Origin of the sequence: Microbulbifer sp. TB1203, from assembly GCF_030997045.1 — a bacterium.
Classification (GTDB): Bacteria; Pseudomonadota; Gammaproteobacteria; order Pseudomonadales; family Cellvibrionaceae; genus Microbulbifer.
On the sequence record NZ_CP116899.1, the window covers coordinates 3,545,490 to 3,563,241 of the forward strand.

The following is a 17,752-nucleotide window of genomic DNA, read 5'->3' on the forward strand; positions in this document are numbered from 1 at the left end:
TCCATATAGTCATCCAATCTGCGCAGTCAATCGAGAGGCTTCGTCAAGAGCCTTCTGGCTCAGTGAATCGCTCCATAATTCATCAGCTTTTCAATGTTATGCACCAAGCAGAACATCCTCCATTGCCCCTGGACCTTGTCCAGGCCGCGTAACGTGAATCGATTTAGGCCCTTGTTGGTGCCTGTATTGCCAAATACCGGCTCCACCACGGACATTCGGTGCCCGTAGATCACCTTTCCTTCCTGGCTGTCGATGCGTCGCTTCATCCAATCTGTCGCGGTGTGGCCATTGGTCACTGTAATCGATACCTGGCGACCGTGCCCCTCCCTTGTGTCGGCGGCACTTGGATTGCGCATACACTGGTCTTTCAGTTGGCAGCTGCGACAGTCGGTCAGGTTACCTTCAAAGACCAGCTTTCTTTTACCTTTGACAGGTCGAGATTCACCAACGAACCAAAGAGACTTTCCGGCCGGACAGATACAGATCTTGTTCTTGGCATCGATTTGAAATTCGCTGGCCGGGATGATCTTCTTCTGGCCTTTGGCATTGTACTGATTCCGCTTACCATACTTCTTTTTCTGCTTAGAGAAAGCTTTGTCTCTGGATCGGAACTTATTGTCAGGGATGTAGGCGTTGATGTTCTCTTTGCGGAGATAATCATTATTCTCCTCACTGGAGAACCCGGTATCTGCGGTTACGATTACCTGACTTTTGAGGATATCGTCATGGATTCCGGTATCACGATACCGCTTTCTGATACCGTCCAGAATCGACTTCAACGTATGCTGTTCCTGGCCGGAGCCAAAGGCCTGGGCTTCGACAATGATCTGGTGTTCCTTATCGACGGCGGCAATACCGTTGTAGCCCTGTATTGTGCCTTTGCTGGTGGTCATTTTGGCGGATTCGTTATCGGTGATGTTGCTCTTTACTTCTTTCTGGTTCTTTCCTTGCCCCTTCCTTGGGGTTGCCGTCTTTAGGAACTGATCAATCTTGTCGAAGTGCTTTTGGAGGGTTTCAGTGGCCTGGGCGAGCTGCTTCTTTCGGTCTCGCTCTTTGGGCTTTCGCCCGTCGAGCCGTTTGTGCTCTTCGATGCAATGCCGGATCTTCTTCTGGATTTTGTCTCGCTTCTGTTCCAGTTCTTTGAAAGTGCCGGAATGCTCTTTGGAGGCGTCTGAGGGCATCTTGCAGCCGTCAATGGCAAAGAGTTCATTGCCCAGTAGGCCCTGCTGGTCGCAGACAAGCAGTACCTGCTCGAAGACAGACTCAATGGCGTCGGGGTAGCCGCTGACAAAGCTCGCGATACTGGTGAAGTGGGGGACGGCGTCGCAGGAGAGGGCTTTGAAGATGATGTTGTTTTCACATTGCCACTGGATCTCGCGGCTGGAGGTGATGCCTTTGGCGTAGGCAAACAGGATGATCTTGAGCAGAATCGCTGGATCGTAAGCGGCTCTGCCGCCCTGATCATTGCTGTATTTGTCGTAGAAGGGGGAGAGGTCGATACGCCCGTCGATCAAACGGTGGAGAGTGAACTCGAAAGTGCCAGGCTGGAGTTGGTCTTCGAAGTTAATGACGACCATGGCGTCCTGGCTGTAGCTGTATTTTCTGAAATTTGGCATATCCCCTCCCTTTGAGGGTCAAATTTTACCAAAAAACGCTGGGTTTTAAGAGTTTTTCTACAGCCTGAACGCCGAGTTCAGGGGCAGGCTGCAATATGTGCCTTTTGCGCGACAATGGGAGCGCAGCGACCTGCGCAAAAGGTGCATATTGTAGACTGTCCCCTGCAACGAATGGTTAGTGGCGGCGCCGTACCGACCTTGCTACTGGCACTTTGCCCGGAGCGCAGCGGAGGGCCACCGCCCGAATAATATGGAGAAGAATACCAGACTTTCCCCACCGATGAATTCTCTTACCGGCTACACATAATACTGGTTTGCGGCTGCCGAAACTCTTTGGCCAGAACGAAGGCACCAGGAACGAAACTACTTAACGGCAATCTGGCACTGACTTTGATGCCGAATTGCCGGCTACTTGCCCCGGACTTTCCGCTACCAACTTCACATGTTTTGTAATGAACGCGCCAAACTAACGCTTCGCATCACCGGCAGCAAAAAGCAGAGCGACGAGGCACGAGGAGCGCCGCTTTTTGCTGTCCGAGTGCATGCGATTGTTAGGGCTTTGCATGCACTTTGCCATAAACTTCGCGCCTTTCCGCTTCGGACTTACAGGAATCGAAGCGTTCGAACAGAGCGAACGCATATAGCCTTTCGTTCATCGTCATTCCGCCGATGCCGTGAATTGCATCATCTCTGAACGAAGACCAGAGCCCATATGCCTTTAAATGTTCTTCCTCTTTCGATACCCAGACGTTGCCAAAGAAGCGCTCGACCATTTTTTCAAGCGCCTCGGCATTTCGATCATCGCCTTTCCATTCTTCGATGTACTTTGCGAGATCTCGGACGGCCTTCTCGTCAGAAGCAGCGTGCAGTTCGTTCGCAAGTTCATCGAGGGTCATTTCAAGCCCTAACGCCCGCAGCATGGGAAAAATTGGAGCGCAGCGGAAATTTTGTCCCGGTGCCTGCGATTGTTATGGTTTTTCATCCCTCTAAGCACCACAGGTAACGGCCACGATAGTATTTATATGGGCTATCCAACCTGACAACCGGCGGGTCTTCGAAGTTATACTGGATTAACGCAACATCGTAGACGCCGTGGTTTAGTTCTTCTTCATCAAAATTGCATTTCAATGACTTTCTATCTCCTTTAGCAATTTTCACATAAAGAACATCACTCATTTCGCTATCATGAGCACTAAATATGCCGTGCTCAACCTTCATGGTATGCAAATCAAGATCAGTAAGTTTTGCCTTCTCTGATTCGGGAAAACTGATTAATTTACCATCTACATTGAGAGCAATACTCTTCAAATCATCATTTTCTGGATCTAGGTATATCTCTACAGAGACCGATTTATATGGCTCTGGAAGAACCCCTTCTATATAGACGTGATGGGAATGCAAGCTGGTTGTGTCATAAGCCACTGCGAAAATTGGAAAGACAGCTAGCAAAAGTATGAAATTTCTCATGGACTCTCTGAAACCATAACGTTGCCATCTGTGGCGGCCGGAGCGCCTTTAGCGCGAAGCGCGTTGCGTAGGCCGTCCGCAGCATGGCCTGGTTATTGTAGGCGGTCTCCGATCTCGCTAAGGGCACTTTGCCCGTAGCGCAGCGAAGGGCCACCGCCCGATAAAACGAGGAAAGATTACCGTGTTTTCCCCAACCAAAATTTCTCTTACTGGCAACCCACAATACTTGCTGTAACTTGCCGGCCCCTGGATCTCTGACGAAGGCACCAGGAACGAAGCTGCAGGACTGGAATTTCTTACACGACTTGCAACTGCGTACCTAAAAAGAACTCCAAATTTTTCGCTACAACAGGCCGATTTCTGTTTCCGAACCCGCCTCAATAACGTTGCCATCTGTGGCGGCCGGAGCGCCTTTAGCGCGAAGCGCGTTGCGTAGGCCGTCCGCAGCATGGCCTGGTTATTGTAGGCGGTCTCCGATCTCGCTAAGGGCACTTTGCCCGTAGCGCAGCGAAGGGCCACCGCCCGATAAAACGAGGAAAGATTACCGTGCTTTCCCCAACCAAAATTTCTCTTACTGGCAACCCACAATACTTGCTGTAACTTGCCGGCCCCTGGATCTCTGACGAAGGCACCAGGAACGAAGCTGCAGGACTGGAATTTCTTACACGACTTGCAACTGCGTACCTAAAAAGAACTCCAAATTTTTCGCTACAACAGGCCGATTTCTGTTTCCGAACCCGCCTCAAGTCGTGGTAGAACGCCCCGTCACCGGGACGCCCCCACACAGATCCGGACGTGCGGAATTACCGCATCCGGCTCCTCAATAGAATCATTGCCCGTGTAAAGCACAGGCCCCTCAGTACCAATCCGCCGGGACAGCGCGCTTACGCACTGTTAACGGCTGGATTCGGTAATATCTCAACATTTCCTTCAGGCCTACCCAGTTGAAACTCCGCTTTTGACTGCGTCGATTCAACCACTTATACAGGCTATGCAAAACATGCCCGTAGATACGGGATACGCTCAGACTGTTGTCCGGCAGGGCGAAGTAATTCCCGATTCCGTCAAGCTTCCTCTTCAGCATGGGCATCAGGCGATTCAGCCGTTTGTGGCGATTCTCCTTGATCCATGTGTAGAGCGCTTGCAGCAGAGATTTGTGTTTCTTCGGGGCGGTCTTCCGCCGCAGACGAGGTCCGCCACCGAAGTCAACATCCCAATAGAACCTGAAACCCAGAAATTCAAAGCTCCGCTCCTGGCCCGGATGAAAGCGGCTGAAGCGTTTGAGCGATGTTTTACCGGCCGCGACATCAAGGTTAAATTGCTTTAATCTCGATGGCAACGCTCGGTAGAAGGCGTTGGCCTCGTCGCGGTACTGAAACGCTACAACAAGTCGAGTCGCCCCGGGGACCCTCCCCCGAGGCGCTCACAGAACCGGACGTGAACGTCTCCGCTCATCCGGCTCCTCCTACCCAGCCTGTCCATGTAATAAACGCCAATGGGCAAACAACCCCGGCTGTCTGCGCGCAATACGCTCCAACCAGTGGGTTGCTCGCCTCCTGTGGCCCCGCAGTCTTTTGAACTTGCGAGTTGCCCAAATTACGAGCCTACGGTCAATCCGCCGGAGGGTTGTATACAGCGCTGACTTGTAAAATGCGCTGTAGTAATTGATCCAGCCGCGGATCACCGCGTTGAACATCCTTGCCAAGTCTTCCAGTGACTTGTCGCTGCGCAGATGCAGTTTCCAGCTGCGTACTTCCTGCCGGATTGCTTTCGCCGCTTTGTTGCTGATCGCCGGACTGAAGTTGATGAAGAACTTTCCCTTCCGATTTTTCGATCTTCTCGGGCGAAAGGTGTAACCCAGAAAATCGAAACTGGTGGCGGGATAGTCCAGACGTCGATCGTCGTCTTTGCAGTAGACAATCTTGGTCTTCTCCGGATGAAGTTCCAGTCCACAATCTGCAAAGCGCTGTTCCAGCGCATTTTTCAGATGTTCGGCCTGCTTCCGTGTGCGGCAGTGACAAACACTATCATCGGCGTACCGCTCGAAGGGAATGCTCGGATAGTGCCTTTGCATCCACGCATCGAAGGTATGGTGCAAGAACAGGTTCGCCAGCAGAGGACTGACCACACCCCCTTGCGGGGTGCCCTTGGTCCTCTCCTGTAATGCCCCACCATTCAGTTGCACCGGGGCTGTCAGCCATCGCTCGATGTAGAGCAGCACCCATTTGTCTTGGGTGTGGTGGCGCACCGCTCGCATCAAGAGTTCATGATCGATGTTATCGAAGAAACCCCTGATATCCAGATCAACGACCCAGTCGTTGCGCCAGCAGCGCTTGCGCGCCTGTCCAATCGCCTGACGGGCTGACTTGCCCGGCCGATAGCCGTAGGAGTCCGGATGAAAATGACGTTCCAGGTCCGGCTCCAGGGCTTGTTTGACTACCATTTGGGCAACCCGGTCCGCAACCGTTGGAATTCCCAGTGGACGAACACCACCGTCCGCCTTGGGAATCTCCACGCGTTTGACCGGTGGGGGTATGTAGCTACCAGACGCCAGTCGATTCCAGAGTTTATAGAGATTGCCTTCCAGCTTCTCTTCAAACATCTCCAGGGTCTGACCGTCTACGCCTTCCCCGCCCTTATTGGCCTTGACTCGTTTGTAGGCTTCCCACACCTGACGTTTAGTGATAGGAAATGACTTCGCCTGATTCAAGAGTGTCCTCCCATTGCTGGTTGCACTCTTGTCTCAGGCTGGATAGGGCAACCCCTTCGCTCCAGCTCCATTACAGAGCCTTCCTCACTACTACAGGTTGCTCCGCCCCTGTACCCCGCATTGGTACTCAGATACTCGTGGGGCTTCCACTTGCATCGCTCCCTTAGCATCGGGGTGACAGGTTCCCACGTTCCACACAAGAGCCTGAGCCGTGTTCTCGCCGCCTTTATGCCGGACGCCGCCTGGGCAGTAGACAGGTTTCTCCCAGACTTATCCCGGGTTAACGACTTCCCCCCGGTTTTGACGTCGTCCCTACGCTTTCGACACGTCATCAGCGGTTCACTTGCGTTCGACTTCACGGCCCTTACCTGACCGGTTCTTGACCGGCCTTTTCCATACTCGCTCACTACCACACCTTTTAAGTGCAGCAGCAGTAGGTGGTTTGAAGCCTCCGCCTGCACGGCGGCTCCGAGGGGCCCGCCCTCATCTCTTGTGCAGCACGGCTGCACGGAGGATTCACATCCTCCAGTGCGCCTTCGTGGCGCACAGTCGTCCGCGTAACGGATGAGCATGGCGCGCCCCCTGAGTCCGGGCTTGACCCTTTTCTCGAACCACAGGTCGAGCACGTAGTGCAAGTAGATATTGGCCAGCACCGGGCTGATCACGCCCCCTTGCGGGGTTCCGCTAAGCGGCTTGTGATAACGGCCGTCCGGCTCGATGATGCGCGCCTTCAACCATTGATTGATCAGGTTGAGTAGACGTTTGTCGTCGATGCGCTGTTCCAGCATCCGCAGCAGCCACCCGTGGTCCATGTTATCGAAGAAGCCTTTAATATCCGCTTCGACGATGTACCCGTAGCCCTTGAACTGAAGATTGAGCTGTAAGCTGTGTACGGCTTGATGCGCGCTTTTGTGCGGGCGGTAGCCGTAGCTATTGCGCAAAAAGTCTTGCTCCCAGATGCTCTGGAGTAACTCCGCAACACTTTGCTGCACCAGCTTGTCTTCTATCGTGGGCAGTCCGAGGGGACGCTCTGCGCCGTTTGCCTTGGGGATGTATACCCGCTTTACATCATTTACCCGAAAGCGGTTTGCCTTGAGATTCTGATGGATGCGGTGGATATTTTCCGGCAATCGCGCCCCGAAGTCTTCGGCTTCTACGCCGTCCACACCGGGAGCAGATCGCTTGTTGAGGTTAGCCCAGCCCCGCGTCAGCAAACCGGGATTCAGTTCTCCATATAAATTCTGAAACCGGTGCCGGGGATGGGTACGTGCTTTAAATGCTATGGCGTTTAAGGCGGTTGTCATAGTGGTTTCCAGCCCTACCCTGTCCGGACTATGTTTCTGTTAAACGCCACGATTCCATTGTCGGCCCCTTCGCCATGCAAGCGGCTTTCCCGCTTTCGGACTACTATGAACCGATCCGACTTCCAAGGGGCCTTCGTTCGCCTCGCGTTTTACTCGGCAGCCCTACCCACTTCCTGCGGGAACCTCCTTGGATCTCACAAGTTCCTGTCGCATCTCTTTACACATGCCACGGTTTGATAACTCCGCTGGCTCGCCACAACCTCGCCCTTGGCGGCTGTTTTGCATGGACTTCGACGGCGTTACAAGCCTCGTCAACCAGGATTCGCTATTTTCGGAGCGATACCAACACTTCAGGCGCACGGCACGCCCTATGGCCTATGTAATTCTCTGTCTACGCTTCACGCTGCTTGTTCGCCTTGTGCTTCCTGCCACACAAATATTCCTAATTTCCGGGTTCCGCACAGCGCGCAAGACTCGATACGGGTGGCTGGCTAGGCCTTACCCGACAGGGACTTTCACCCTGCAAGATGCGACAAGCTTTGCTTGTCGCACTAACGCCGCTCAGCACGCGCGGCTACGAAATGAAGGCGAAGCCGCAATGTAGTAGCCGTCGCCGTGACTGGCCTTGTTATGCGGGGCCGCATTCTGGATTACTCGGCCGGTGACTGAACCCATTTTAATTGCTCTCTTGAGAAAGTCCCCAGCCATTTTGTCTCGCCATTGTCTAGGACACATTCTACTTCGAAATCGCGCCCGTCATCGTGCGCCAAAACGATCGTTCCCAGTTCTCCAACTTGAGCTTCCGGGACATTCGTGTTTTTTGAGATCGCTTTAACGACATCATACTCTTTGAGGCTTTTGAAGCAGCCGAGACAAAGGACCTCCTCTGCTGCCTCCTTCTTCCTCAGCTCACCGAGCGCCTCACTCGAGGTAATTCTCAAATGAAACTCTTCACCGCATCTGAAACACTTCGTATATGTCATGGTTCGCTACTTACGCATAACGACCGCAGCACGCGCGGCCTTGTAGTGAAGGCGCAGCCGTAACGGAAAGGCCGTCTCGGTGCCTGCGCTGGTTAGTCTTGTTCCTGGCACCGAACCATGCCCATTCTTTAAGACATCAAATATTTTCTGCCACTTCAACCGCATGATTTTTTAGCTTTATTCCCCTATAAATCCCCAACCCTATAGCCATTAAACAAAAAATTGGCATTAAGTACTCTTGATTATAAACTATCTCGTTAGATTTTCTGTAGACAAATCCACCAACTAGCATTGGGATGAAAATTAGAACGGGATAGGAAAACCCCAGCCAGAATGCTTTAGCTGGCTGAATTTTTTTCTTTTCTGTGTAGCCCTCCAATAATCCGCCTAGGAAAAAGTATATGGCTATCCCAGCGAATGGAAGTAAATTCGAGTTCATACGCTCTCTAAGACTAACGAGGCTGTAGAAAAACTCCGGCCTTTCGTTCTGGTTATATTTTGCCCAGAAAATCGCGCTCCTACGTGAATTCTGGACCTGTTTTGTATGGCGAAAAGCATTTCAGAGCACTCTCCGCACGAAAAATTTGCTACTTCAAGAAGTGCTCGAGTTTTTCTACAGCCTGAACGTTGCCAACTGCGGCAGCCGGAACGCTTTTTGCGCGAAGCGCATTGTGTAGGCTGTCCGTCAGCTTGGCCTAGTTATGTTTTTCATGAATTTGTCGTTTAGTGCCGCTCTAAGGTTGTTTGCTACCCACGCAGGACATATGGCCATCTCCTCCAAGTAGGCTGCTAGTTGCACCTCATTTATTTCGTGAGGTTTTTCCTGGCAGCGGACAAATGATTCTATATCACCTTTTATAGGATCACGCTTCTTCCATGCGATATTTTTCAAGACAGTATTTAGGAGCCCAGCAGCATCTGCATGAGAAAGAGAAAATCTATCCATGAGAGCATTAACTACCGCTTTAGCATGAGTGCTTACGCGTATTCTTGCGGCTTCTATCTCTTCTTTAGAATATTGCATGCCCTCACTCAAACACCTGGTAGCTAAGGGCCTTGCGGCCCTTCGCCCCATAAGAACTGTACGTGATAGTTTCCCATCATACAGCTCAAGCCCTTTGAAGGCCGCACAAGCGACCCACCTATTCATATCCAATATGGCCTCCATTTAGGCGGCCAGTTTCTCATACGACGAGCTGTTCAGGAACCTTCGATCCCGTCGTGCATTCACCCGCTGCTTCTTGGCTCTCGCTTCAAAGTAATCGCTGTCCTCCAGATCATATGGATTGGCATCACTGCGTATCTTGCTGTGATACCGAATCGGCAGGTCACTGGCCTTGAACAACCGTATGAGTTTTGGACCCGACGTTGTCGGATAGTAGCACCCGTACTCAATACGACCTTTGAAGCGCTCACGGTAGCGTTTTCTGATCCATGCCCACGTCTTAGATCGGTGTTCCCTTTGAAGCCACTTTTTCACCAGTGGATAGATCTTGTCGTCGACGTAACTCAGGCGTTCTTTTGCTACCACGTGTCGATACGCATAGGCCCAGCCTCTGATCACAGCGTTGAGTTTTGCCAGTAGGGCGTGAAACGGAATGCCGCGATATTGCTTCAGCACGCCTCGCACCTTCATAAGCAACTCTCGGGTTTTACCGTCTTGAGGCTGGATCAGCAAGGTTTTTCGGTACTTTTTAAAATGAAAGCCCAGAAAGTTGAAGCCTTGCTCAATATGACTGATGCGCGTTTTCTCTTCTGAGAGCTGTAATCCGCGCTCTGCCAGGAAACGTTCAACCTTTGGCCGAACCTCTTCCTCCAGAGCAGCTGGACTCTTCCCTGTAATAATGAGTCGAGTCGCCCCGGGGACCCTCCCCCCGAGGCGCTCACAGAACCGGACGTGAACGTCTCCGCTCATCCGGCTCCTCCTACCCAGCCTGTCCATGTAATAAACGCCAATGGGCAAACAACCCCGGCTGTCTGCGCGCAATACGCTCCAACCAGTGGGTTGCTCGCCTCCTGTGGCCCCGCAGTCTTTTGAACTTGCGAGTTGCCCAAATTACGAGCCTACGGTCAATCCGCCGGAGGGTTGTATACAGCGCTGACTTGTAAAATGCGCTGTAGTAATTGATCCAGCCGCGGATCACCGCGTTGAACATCCTTGCCAAGTCTTCCAGTGACTTGTCGCTGCGCAGATGCAGTTTCCAGCTGCGTACTTCCTGCCGGATTGCTTTCGCCGCTTTGTTGCTGATCGCCGGACTGAAGTTGATGAAGAACTTTCCCTTCCGATTTTTCGATCTTCTCGGGCGAAAGGTGTAACCCAGAAAATCGAAACTGGTGGCGGGATAGTCCAGACGTCGATCGTCGTCTTTGCAGTAGACAATCTTGGTCTTCTCCGGATGAAGTTCCAGTCCACAATCTGCAAAGCGCTGTTCCAGCGCATTTTTCAGATGTTCGGCCTGCTTCCGTGTGCGGCAGTGACAAACACTATCATCGGCGTACCGCTCGAAGGGAATGCTCGGATAGTGCCTTTGCATCCACGCATCGAAGGTATGGTGCAAGAACAGGTTCGCCAGCAGAGGACTGACCACACCCCCTTGCGGGGTGCCCTTGGTCCTCTCCTGTAATGCCCCACCATTCAGTTGCACCGGGGCTGTCAGCCATCGCTCGATGTAGAGCAGCACCCATTTGTCTTGGGTGTGGTGGCGCACCGCTCGCATCAAGAGTTCATGATCGATGTTATCGAAGAAACCCCTGATATCCAGATCAACGACCCAGTCGTTGCGCCAGCAGCGCTTGCGCGCCTGTCCAATCGCCTGACGGGCTGACTTGCCCGGCCGATAGCCGTAGGAGTCCGGATGAAAATGACGTTCCAGGTCCGGCTCCAGGGCTTGTTTGACTACCATTTGGGCAACCCGGTCCGCAACCGTTGGAATTCCCAGTGGACGAACACCACCGTCCGCCTTGGGAATCTCCACGCGTTTGACCGGTGGGGGTATGTAGCTACCAGACGCCAGTCGATTCCAGAGTTTATAGAGATTGCCTTCCAGCTTCTCTTCAAACATCTCCAGGGTCTGACCGTCTACGCCTTCCCCGCCCTTATTGGCCTTGACTCGTTTGTAGGCTTCCCACACCTGACGTTTAGTGATAGGAAATGACTTCGCCTGATTCAAGAGTGTCCTCCCATTGCTGGTTGCACTCTTGTCTCAGGCTGGATAGGGCAACCCCTTCGCTCCAGCTCCATTACAGAGCCTTCCTCACTACTACAGGTTGCTCCGCCCCTGTACCCCGCATTGGTACTCAGATACTCGTGGGGCTTCCACTTGCATCGCTCCCTTAGCATCGGGGTGACAGGTTCCCACGTTCCACACAAGAGCCTGAGCCGTGTTCTCGCCGCCTTTATGCCGGACGCCGCCTGGGCAGTAGACAGGTTTCTCCCAGACTTATCCCGGGTTAACGACTTCCCCCGGTTTTGACGTCGTCCCTACGCTTTCGACACGTCATCAGCGGTTCACTTGCGTTCGACTTCACGGCCCTTACCTGACCGGTTCTTGACCGGCCTTTTCCATACTCGCTCACTACCACACCTTTTAAGTGCAGCAGCAGTAGGTGGTTTGAAGCCTCCGCCTGCACGGCGGCTCCGAGGGGCCCGCCCTCATCTCTTGTGCAGCACGGCTGCACGGAGGATTCACATCCTCCAGTGCGCCTTCGTGGCGCACAGTCGTCTGCATATCGAATGACGTGCAGTTTACTGCGCCCGCGACTGCGCGAGGCAGGAACGACCAACTCTTCCAAACCGTCTAGTGCCATATTGCACAGGATCGGCGATATAATGCCACCTTGCGGGGTGCCGTCTTCCGTTTCGTAGCGTGCTTCCTTGTCCATATACCCCGCTTTAAGCCATTGCCTTAACACCCGCTTGGGCAGCGGGATATGCGTCAACAACCATTCATGACTGATGCGATCAAAGCAGGCTTTGATATCAGCTTCCAGAACCCATTGTGCTGCGGTCCTTTGGGCCAGAACAATAAAACCTTGCTTGCAGGCATCGTGCAGGCTGCGCTTCTCTCGAAATCCGTAGGAATGTTTATCTCCCGTGGTTTCCGCAATCGGCTTAAGCCCCAGCGCATAGAGCGCTTGCATTGCCCGGTCGTGAAGGGTAGGTATTCCTAAAGGGCGGCGTTTGCCGTTCTTTTTCGGAATATAGATCCTGCGCAGCGGTTGCGCTCGATAACCGGCTGTCCTTAGTTTTTGCGCCGCACGCCAGTATTGACCCGGTGACGTCCAGAGCACCCCGTCAACACCCGCTGTGCGGCTTCCTTTATTGGATATGACCCGTTTAACAGCCAATACTTTCGCTGCAAACGAGCGCGATAACAGGTGTTGCAGAGCGCGAGCTCTACCCCACCGCTGTTCGCGTATAGATTTTGCGATACGCACTTGCAGTCGATAAACGTGCTTTTCCACTTCCGGCCAGTCAATCGCCAGCCATCGTTGGGCATCGCTTGAAGGTGCACCAGCTTTTTCAGCCATCATTTGCCTTCCTTCATAAAATCCATTCTGCAAATTCTCTCGCAACAAAGCACCGAGGGGACGTCTGCTCACTTTCGTGCCGGACAAATCTTGAATCCGTATATTCTCCATTACAGAAAATCATTCGCTTTTTCCCCCATCTCATGGACGCAGAGTCTCCGGCTCCATCACTGGCTACCTTCTTCCTCCGTGAAGGCTCTACGACATTGCCATGTTCTGCATAAATACCTTAACGAGCGAGTTAGATGGAATCTGTATCCCGGCAATGCGGTGTCTACGCGCAACCCACGTTATCAAGGTTACGACCGAGATTGCTTACCGTTTTGGTGACTGCCTATCAGTGTCTTTGGCAGATCTGGCGTCTCACGGGACGTCAACGATTCTTCACATATGTTCATCATGTCACTCCATCCTAGCCCCCGACCGCCTGACACTGGCAGTTCCGATTCCCCTCACGGTTCCTCTTAACAGGGTTCATTGTCCCCAGCGCTTCATACCAAATCCGTTTCGCATGGTGGGTAGGATACTGGTGGTAGAACACCAGGTTGCGCTTTCGAAAACTTTTCTGTTGAATTCGCCAGTAGTGCACGAACTCGTCAACTGCGAAAAACCTCGAATTACAACATATATTTATGCAACTTCATGTCGCAAATAACGCCCCCAGCACGCGCAGCGTTAGCTGTCGCTGTGCCTGGGATCGTTAAGTGTTCTGTCCTTGTTCAACTTTGATGCCGGTTGTTTTTCTGCATTAGACAGCTGACGTAATTCTATTGCTTTCAGCTGATCTTGAAGATTGGCAACTTTTGAATCTGACACAAATACTCTGTAACCAAGCGCTATGGCTAAAATTAAAACAGAAAAAAAGGAAAGAAAGAACATCCTGTTGTTGTGCTGATAGTCAATCTTTTCCTTTATAAGCTGGGACACATTAGAGTGCGCCTGCTGCCATTGGTTAAAAACCAAGCTGCAAAATTGTGGCTGCTCGCCTTTCCATGGATTTTCTTCTTTTGGGATGTACTTCGTAAGCACTTCTAGAAACTCTTTAAGTTCATTTTCTGATGCGGAAAGCAAATCATGATGAAACGCATACAAAAGGACTTCTCCGCGTTGCTTCATTGATTCATCATATTTAAATTTTTTCACAAAACTCCCTTAGTGACACTTAACGCCGCGATCAGACGCGGCTACGTTTGTGCGCTTTTTGCGCAATAATGGGAGCGTAGCGGCCGCGCAAAAAGTGCACAAATTTAGCCGTCGGCTGCATCGCTTGGTTAGCATTAATACGGAGGATAAAATGACCAGCTTGCTCTGAATCCATGGTCCGATTCTCGCTCACACCTCCGTAAAATATTGCCGATCCACTGGCCAAATTCGACTTTCATAGAGTGTAACGCAATGAGAATGCAAAGGTTCAATAGCGTTCCACCTATAGTTTGGAAATTTGAACTGCCGTGGAGCGACTGGTTTCTCCATTCGTAAATCAAATCAAATGGGTCGCTACTGGAATCTAAAGAACTAATGTGCGCCCTAAACTCATCGAGATTAGTCTTCAGCTCTTTGTCAGCCACCTTCTCATATAGTAAGAACAGTTCATCTCTGATGCTTGAACACAGTGAACTTACCTTATATGTTCTAGGTTTTTTTGCTCGGTTCATGACTTGGAACTGTTTTTTAACCGACCCATCCATACGGAGATATTCAGAGCACGTCTTCTTAAGAATGGCCTCCAACATGGGAAATGAAACGTAAGCCAAAATTAGCGATGAATCCTGCAAGAAATATCGTGCATTGTGTGGGAGCTGCTGCTCTACCTCACTTTGCTTCATATGCTCTTCTGGACTCGCTGCCGGTTTCCTGCAATGAGTCAAGGATGCTCTAATACACGCTTCAAACAGCGATTTAATCTCTCTTTCATTTGGTTCAAAGTAATGGGAACCCGCTCCAGCTATAACCTCTCCACACCAAGACCACAAACCAAAATGGTCTTGCACCACAAAGCTGTTCATACCGGGAAGCAAAATCACTTTGGACAAGCCTAAAACCGAGGCTATTAGGGAATCGAAATCTAGCAAGTGAAATTGAACGCCATTAGCTAATAGCCTGTACTTTTCTGAATCAGAACCAATGGAAATGCCACCATTCTTACACGCCGCGCATACCCAGTCATCGCACAATTTTTTTATAAATCCCGGGGTGATTTCCATATTTAGTTTATCCCCACTGGAAGATGCTAACGCCCGCAGCTGCGGACGCCTTGTAGCGACGAAGGAGCGGAAAGGCGTTCCGACAGCCTGCGCTTGTTATGAGTTGGACTACAACAATGCATCGAAGACAATCTCCGTATAATACTCATGGGATACGCCCAATGTGTAGCCTCCGAATTCAACCTGGGTGCCCTCAGACTTTTCTATCCACAACCTGTCAGCACTCAATATTTCACATAGGTCATCGGGATCTCGAACGCCACTCAGCTTTACGTTAACAGCGTCGTCAGAAGCAACGAAAGAAAAAGAAACTAGAAATGAATCTCCCTCACGTTTTACGTGGAGTTCATCAACGGAAACCCCTTTATATATTTTTCCTAGCTCCATACCTTAATGTTCGTTTGACTCATAACAGTTAATTCAAAAGACGCTGCTTTATATCTACCCAGCTCTCTATCTACAGGCCTCTCGCATCGCCGCCACGGGAATTTTTGCGAAAAATCAAAGAGTTAAGTCATATTGGCGGATATTTCAACAAATAGATAGCGCACCGCTGCTTTATATCTCCTCAACAGAAGTGCTTTTGATCATATTGGGAACCCCTTAAAAGTCAATGACTTAGCGGGAATTTTCCGTAGATAGACGAACCTGCTGCTGAATTCTGCCATTGACATGTGGCGATTCGAGACAATACTGTATAGATAAACAGCTCACTGGGAGTCTCTCATGGATGACATACGCCACAGATTGCCTCGGAAGCCGGAAAAGTTTATGGATCAGTTGCGGCATCATATTCGGCAAAACGGACTGGCCTATCGAACTGAGCATACCTATGTCCATTGGATCAAACGGTTTATTCATTTCAACGACTTACGGCATCCAAACGAGATGGGGGAGGTGGAAATTGAGGGCTTTCTTAGCTTTCTTGCCTCGCAACGCTTTTGCTCTGTCAACACCCAGCGTATAGCGCTCAACGCGCTGGTGTATCTTTACAAGCGCTTCCTCAGCAAAGATATCAATCTGCTTAATTTTAATCCCGCCAAACAGCATCGGCGCCTGCCGGTGGTTTACAGCCGGGAGGAGGTAAAGGCGATTCTCGCCCATTTGCAAGGAGTCCATCATCTCCAGGTTGCGCTGATGTATGGCTCCGGGCTGCGCAGTGCTGAGCTGTTGTCCCTGCGCGTAAAGGATATCGATTTTGGCAGCAACAACATTTTTGTGCGCGGAGGCAAGGGAAACAAGGATCGAACGACGATGCTGCCACAGGGGTTGATTTCAAGCCTCAAGCACCAAATAGGGCGCGTGGCTCTGCTTCACCAACAAGACCTGCTCGATGGCTATGGTCGAGTGTATCTGCCGGACGCCCTCGAACGGAAATACCCCCGCGCTGCCAGCGAACTGGGCTGGCAATACCTCTTCCCAGCCCACGCTATCGGGCGTTGTCCTCGCTCCGGTGTGCTGCGCCGACACCATATGCACCCGACCACGCTCACCCGCCAGATTAGAGCCGCGGTGCGGAAGGCGGGTATCAACAAGCCGGCACGTGCGCACGCATTTCGTCACAGCTTTGCCACTCATCTGTTGGAGGCGGGCTATGATCTTCGCACTATCCAGGAATTGCTAGGACACGCGGATATCAGTACCACGGAGATCTATACCCACGTGGTAAACCGGGGTGGAAAAGGCGTATTGAGTCCGATGGACCAGATGCAGCCGCCACATGGGATCGCTGAAACGGTGGCGATTTATGGAGTGGCAGCGTAACTGCTCGCCCGGCGCATAACGGAAACGCCGATATTTTCCCTGTAGGGTGAACGCCACGGGCAAATACGCTGGGAACGGGTTTGAGCAGCTTTAGCTGGCCAAAGGCCGGGGCACATGGATGTGTCGAGCTATCTCAGCGATCTGACTTCGTAGCTAAGCCGATCGCGGCCATGGGCCGCTCCTACGGGTGAGCAGTTACTTGGCAGTTTAAGAAGATTGGGATTGCTGAGCTAAAGAGACTTTGCGCGCTAAAAAAAACCACCCGGCGGGTGGTTTTTTTAAAAGACGAATTAGCGGCGCTTACTTTTCCACAAAGGCCCGCTCGATCACATACTCGTGGGGCACGCCGGCGCGGGTCTCGCGGAAACCCCAGTCATCGAGAATGGTGGTGAGGTCCTTGAGCATCGCGGGGCTGCCGCAGAGCATAAAGCGGTCTTCTTCCACATTCGGCTGGGGCACGCCCAGGTCCTTGAAGATCTTGCCGGACAGCATCAGGTCGGTGAGGCGGCCGTTATTGCGGTAGGGCTCGCGGGTCACCGTGGGGTAGTAGAGCAGTTGTTCGCTCACCATCTCGCCGAAGTACTCGTGGTTCGGCAGTTCGTTTTCGATATAGTCCTGGTAGGCCAGCTCGGACACGTGGCGCACGCCGTGGGTGAGGATCACCTGGTCGAAGCGCTCGTACACGTCCGGGTCCTTGATAATGCTGAGGAAGGGCGCCAGGCCGGTGCCGGTGGACAGCAGCCACAGGCGCTTACCGGGGAGCAGGTGGTCCGCCACCAGGGTGCCGGTGGGTTTGCGGCTGACGAAGATCTCGTCGCCGGGCTTGATCTTCTGCAGCTGGGAGGTGAGCGGTCCGTCCGGCACCTTGATGCTGAAGAACTCCAGCTCATCCTCGTAGTTGGCGCTGGCGATAGAGTAGGCGCGCAGCAGCGGACGGCCGTTGTCCTGCGGCAGACCGATCATGGTAAAGTGCCCGTTCTCGAAGCGAAAAGCCGGATCGCGACTGGTCTTGAAGCTGAACAGCGTCTCGTTCCAGTGATGGACTTCGAGCACCTTCTCTATATTCAAATTAGACATAAGTTTAGAACCACTTATTCCTGAATTCTCTTAATGATTGAATTTTAGCCCTAGAATATCTATTGGCAAAATGGGATATTTCGATATTCCTTATCGA

General features: G+C 51.9%; 17 protein-coding genes. 2 read left to right on the forward strand and 15 right to left on the reverse strand.

Features of this window, described 5'->3' with window-relative positions:
- Positions 1-59: 59 nt before the first annotated feature.
- The 4 genes from PP263_RS14855 to PP263_RS14870 form a co-directional block, all read right to left on the reverse strand.
- Positions 60-1,616 carry an IS1182 family transposase gene (locus tag PP263_RS14855; protein ID WP_308364408.1) on the reverse strand — a complete coding sequence of 519 codons (1,557 nt, stop codon included), beginning with the start codon at positions 1,614-1,616 and terminating at the stop codon, positions 60-62.
- Between the two features lie 551 nt (positions 1,617-2,167).
- Positions 2,168-2,512: a hypothetical protein gene (locus tag PP263_RS14860; RefSeq protein ID WP_308364409.1), complete on the reverse strand. Its 345-nt coding sequence runs from the start codon at positions 2,510-2,512 to the stop codon at positions 2,168-2,170.
- Positions 2,513-2,594: 82 nt separating this feature from the next.
- Positions 2,595-3,083 carry a hypothetical protein gene (locus tag PP263_RS14865; RefSeq protein ID WP_308364411.1) on the reverse strand — a complete coding sequence of 163 codons (489 nt, stop codon included), beginning with the start codon at positions 3,081-3,083 and terminating at the stop codon, positions 2,595-2,597.
- A gap of 856 nt (positions 3,084-3,939) precedes the next feature.
- Positions 3,940-4,185, reverse strand: coding sequence for a hypothetical protein (locus PP263_RS14870; RefSeq protein WP_308368557.1), 246 nt, complete (start codon positions 4,183-4,185; stop codon positions 3,940-3,942).
- Between PP263_RS14870 and PP263_RS14875 the strand changes: the two genes are divergently transcribed.
- The gene (locus PP263_RS14875) at positions 4,084-4,410 is read left to right on the forward strand and encodes a hypothetical protein (RefSeq protein WP_308368669.1); all 327 of its coding nucleotides are present in this window, start codon (positions 4,084-4,086) and stop codon (positions 4,408-4,410) included. The two genes, PP263_RS14870 and PP263_RS14875, sit on opposite strands and share 102 nt — an antisense overlap.
- A 138-nt stretch (positions 4,411-4,548) precedes the next feature.
- On the opposite strand, the gene ltrA (PP263_RS14880) is transcribed toward PP263_RS14875, so the two are convergent.
- From ltrA (PP263_RS14880) to PP263_RS14925, 10 genes are all read right to left on the reverse strand, one after another.
- Complete coding sequence (gene ltrA / locus PP263_RS14880; RefSeq protein ID WP_308364412.1) at positions 4,549-5,754, reverse strand: group II intron reverse transcriptase/maturase; 1,206 nt, start codon at positions 5,752-5,754, stop codon at positions 4,549-4,551.
- A 35-nt stretch (positions 5,755-5,789) separates the two neighbouring features.
- Positions 5,790-7,097, reverse strand: coding sequence for a reverse transcriptase domain-containing protein (locus PP263_RS14885; RefSeq protein ID WP_308364414.1), 1,308 nt, complete (start codon positions 7,095-7,097; stop codon positions 5,790-5,792).
- Positions 7,098-7,747: 650 nt separating this feature from the next.
- Positions 7,748-8,080, reverse strand: a complete 333-nt coding sequence (locus PP263_RS14890; protein ID WP_308364415.1) for a DUF4926 domain-containing protein — start codon at positions 8,078-8,080, stop codon at positions 7,748-7,750.
- A 136-nt stretch (positions 8,081-8,216) separates the two neighbouring features.
- Positions 8,217-8,519, reverse strand: coding sequence for a hypothetical protein (locus PP263_RS14895; protein WP_308364416.1), 303 nt, complete (start codon positions 8,517-8,519; stop codon positions 8,217-8,219).
- 246 nt (positions 8,520-8,765) lie between these two features.
- A complete protein-coding gene (locus PP263_RS14900) occupies positions 8,766-9,230 on the reverse strand; it encodes a hypothetical protein (RefSeq protein WP_308364419.1) in 465 nt (154 codons plus the stop codon).
- Between the two features lie 18 nt (positions 9,231-9,248).
- Positions 9,249-9,995, reverse strand: a complete 747-nt coding sequence (locus PP263_RS14905; protein WP_308364420.1) for a group II intron maturase-specific domain-containing protein — start codon at positions 9,993-9,995, stop codon at positions 9,249-9,251.
- 10 nt (positions 9,996-10,005) lie between these two features.
- Entirely contained in the window at positions 10,006-11,211 is a 1,206-nt protein-coding gene (ltrA, locus tag PP263_RS14910) for a group II intron reverse transcriptase/maturase (RefSeq protein ID WP_308364412.1), read from the reverse strand.
- Between the two features lie 319 nt (positions 11,212-11,530).
- The gene (locus PP263_RS14915; protein WP_308364421.1) at positions 11,531-12,721 is read right to left on the reverse strand and encodes a reverse transcriptase domain-containing protein; all 1,191 of its coding nucleotides are present in this window, start codon (positions 12,719-12,721) and stop codon (positions 11,531-11,533) included.
- 564 nt (positions 12,722-13,285) lie between these two features.
- Complete coding sequence (locus PP263_RS14920; RefSeq protein ID WP_308364422.1) at positions 13,286-13,753, reverse strand: hypothetical protein; 468 nt, start codon at positions 13,751-13,753, stop codon at positions 13,286-13,288.
- 134 nt (positions 13,754-13,887) lie between these two features.
- Positions 13,888-14,814, reverse strand: coding sequence for a hypothetical protein (locus tag PP263_RS14925; protein WP_308364423.1), 927 nt, complete (start codon positions 14,812-14,814; stop codon positions 13,888-13,890).
- A 771-nt stretch (positions 14,815-15,585) separates the two neighbouring features.
- Between PP263_RS14925 and PP263_RS14930 the strand changes: the two genes are divergently transcribed.
- Entirely contained in the window at positions 15,586-16,578 is a 993-nt protein-coding gene (locus PP263_RS14930) for an integron integrase (RefSeq protein WP_308364424.1), read from the forward strand.
- 300 nt (positions 16,579-16,878) lie between these two features.
- On the opposite strand, the gene PP263_RS14935 is transcribed toward PP263_RS14930, so the two are convergent.
- Positions 16,879-17,655, reverse strand: coding sequence for a ferredoxin--NADP reductase (locus PP263_RS14935; RefSeq protein ID WP_183462488.1), 777 nt, complete (start codon positions 17,653-17,655; stop codon positions 16,879-16,881).
- Positions 17,656-17,752 lie beyond the last annotated feature (97 nt).

Excerpts from the sequence above, each read along its gene's own strand:
- PP263_RS14935 (WP_183462488.1), bottom strand. The coding sequence starts at position 17,655 with ATGTCTAATTTGAATATAGAGAAGGTGCTCGAAGTCCATCACTGGAAC.
- PP263_RS14875 (WP_308368669.1), top strand. The coding sequence starts at position 4,084 with ATGCCCGTAGATACGGGATACGCTCAGACTGTTGTCCGGCAGGGCGAA.
- PP263_RS14860 (WP_308364409.1), bottom strand. The coding sequence starts at position 2,512 with ATGACCCTCGATGAACTTGCGAACGAACTGCACGCTGCTTCTGACGAG.
- PP263_RS14915 (WP_308364421.1), bottom strand. The coding sequence starts at position 12,721 with ATGGAGAATATACGGATTCAAGATTTGTCCGGCACGAAAGTGAGCAGA.
- PP263_RS14930 (WP_308364424.1), top strand. The coding sequence starts at position 15,586 with ATGGATCAGTTGCGGCATCATATTCGGCAAAACGGACTGGCCTATCGA.
- PP263_RS14900 (WP_308364419.1), bottom strand. The coding sequence starts at position 9,230 with ATGAATAGGTGGGTCGCTTGTGCGGCCTTCAAAGGGCTTGAGCTGTAT.
- PP263_RS14855 (WP_308364408.1), bottom strand. The coding sequence starts at position 1,616 with ATGCCAAATTTCAGAAAATACAGCTACAGCCAGGACGCCATGGTCGTC.
- PP263_RS14885 (WP_308364414.1), bottom strand. The coding sequence starts at position 7,097 with ATGACAACCGCCTTAAACGCCATAGCATTTAAAGCACGTACCCATCCC.
- PP263_RS14890 (WP_308364415.1), bottom strand. The coding sequence starts at position 8,080 with ATGACATATACGAAGTGTTTCAGATGCGGTGAAGAGTTTCATTTGAGA.
- PP263_RS14865 (WP_308364411.1), bottom strand. The coding sequence starts at position 3,083 with ATGAGAAATTTCATACTTTTGCTAGCTGTCTTTCCAATTTTCGCAGTG.
- PP263_RS14895 (WP_308364416.1), bottom strand. The coding sequence starts at position 8,519 with ATGAACTCGAATTTACTTCCATTCGCTGGGATAGCCATATACTTTTTC.
- PP263_RS14905 (WP_308364420.1), bottom strand. The coding sequence starts at position 9,995 with ATGAGCGGAGACGTTCACGTCCGGTTCTGTGAGCGCCTCGGGGGGAGG.
- PP263_RS14925 (WP_308364423.1), bottom strand. The coding sequence starts at position 14,814 with ATGGAAATCACCCCGGGATTTATAAAAAAATTGTGCGATGACTGGGTA.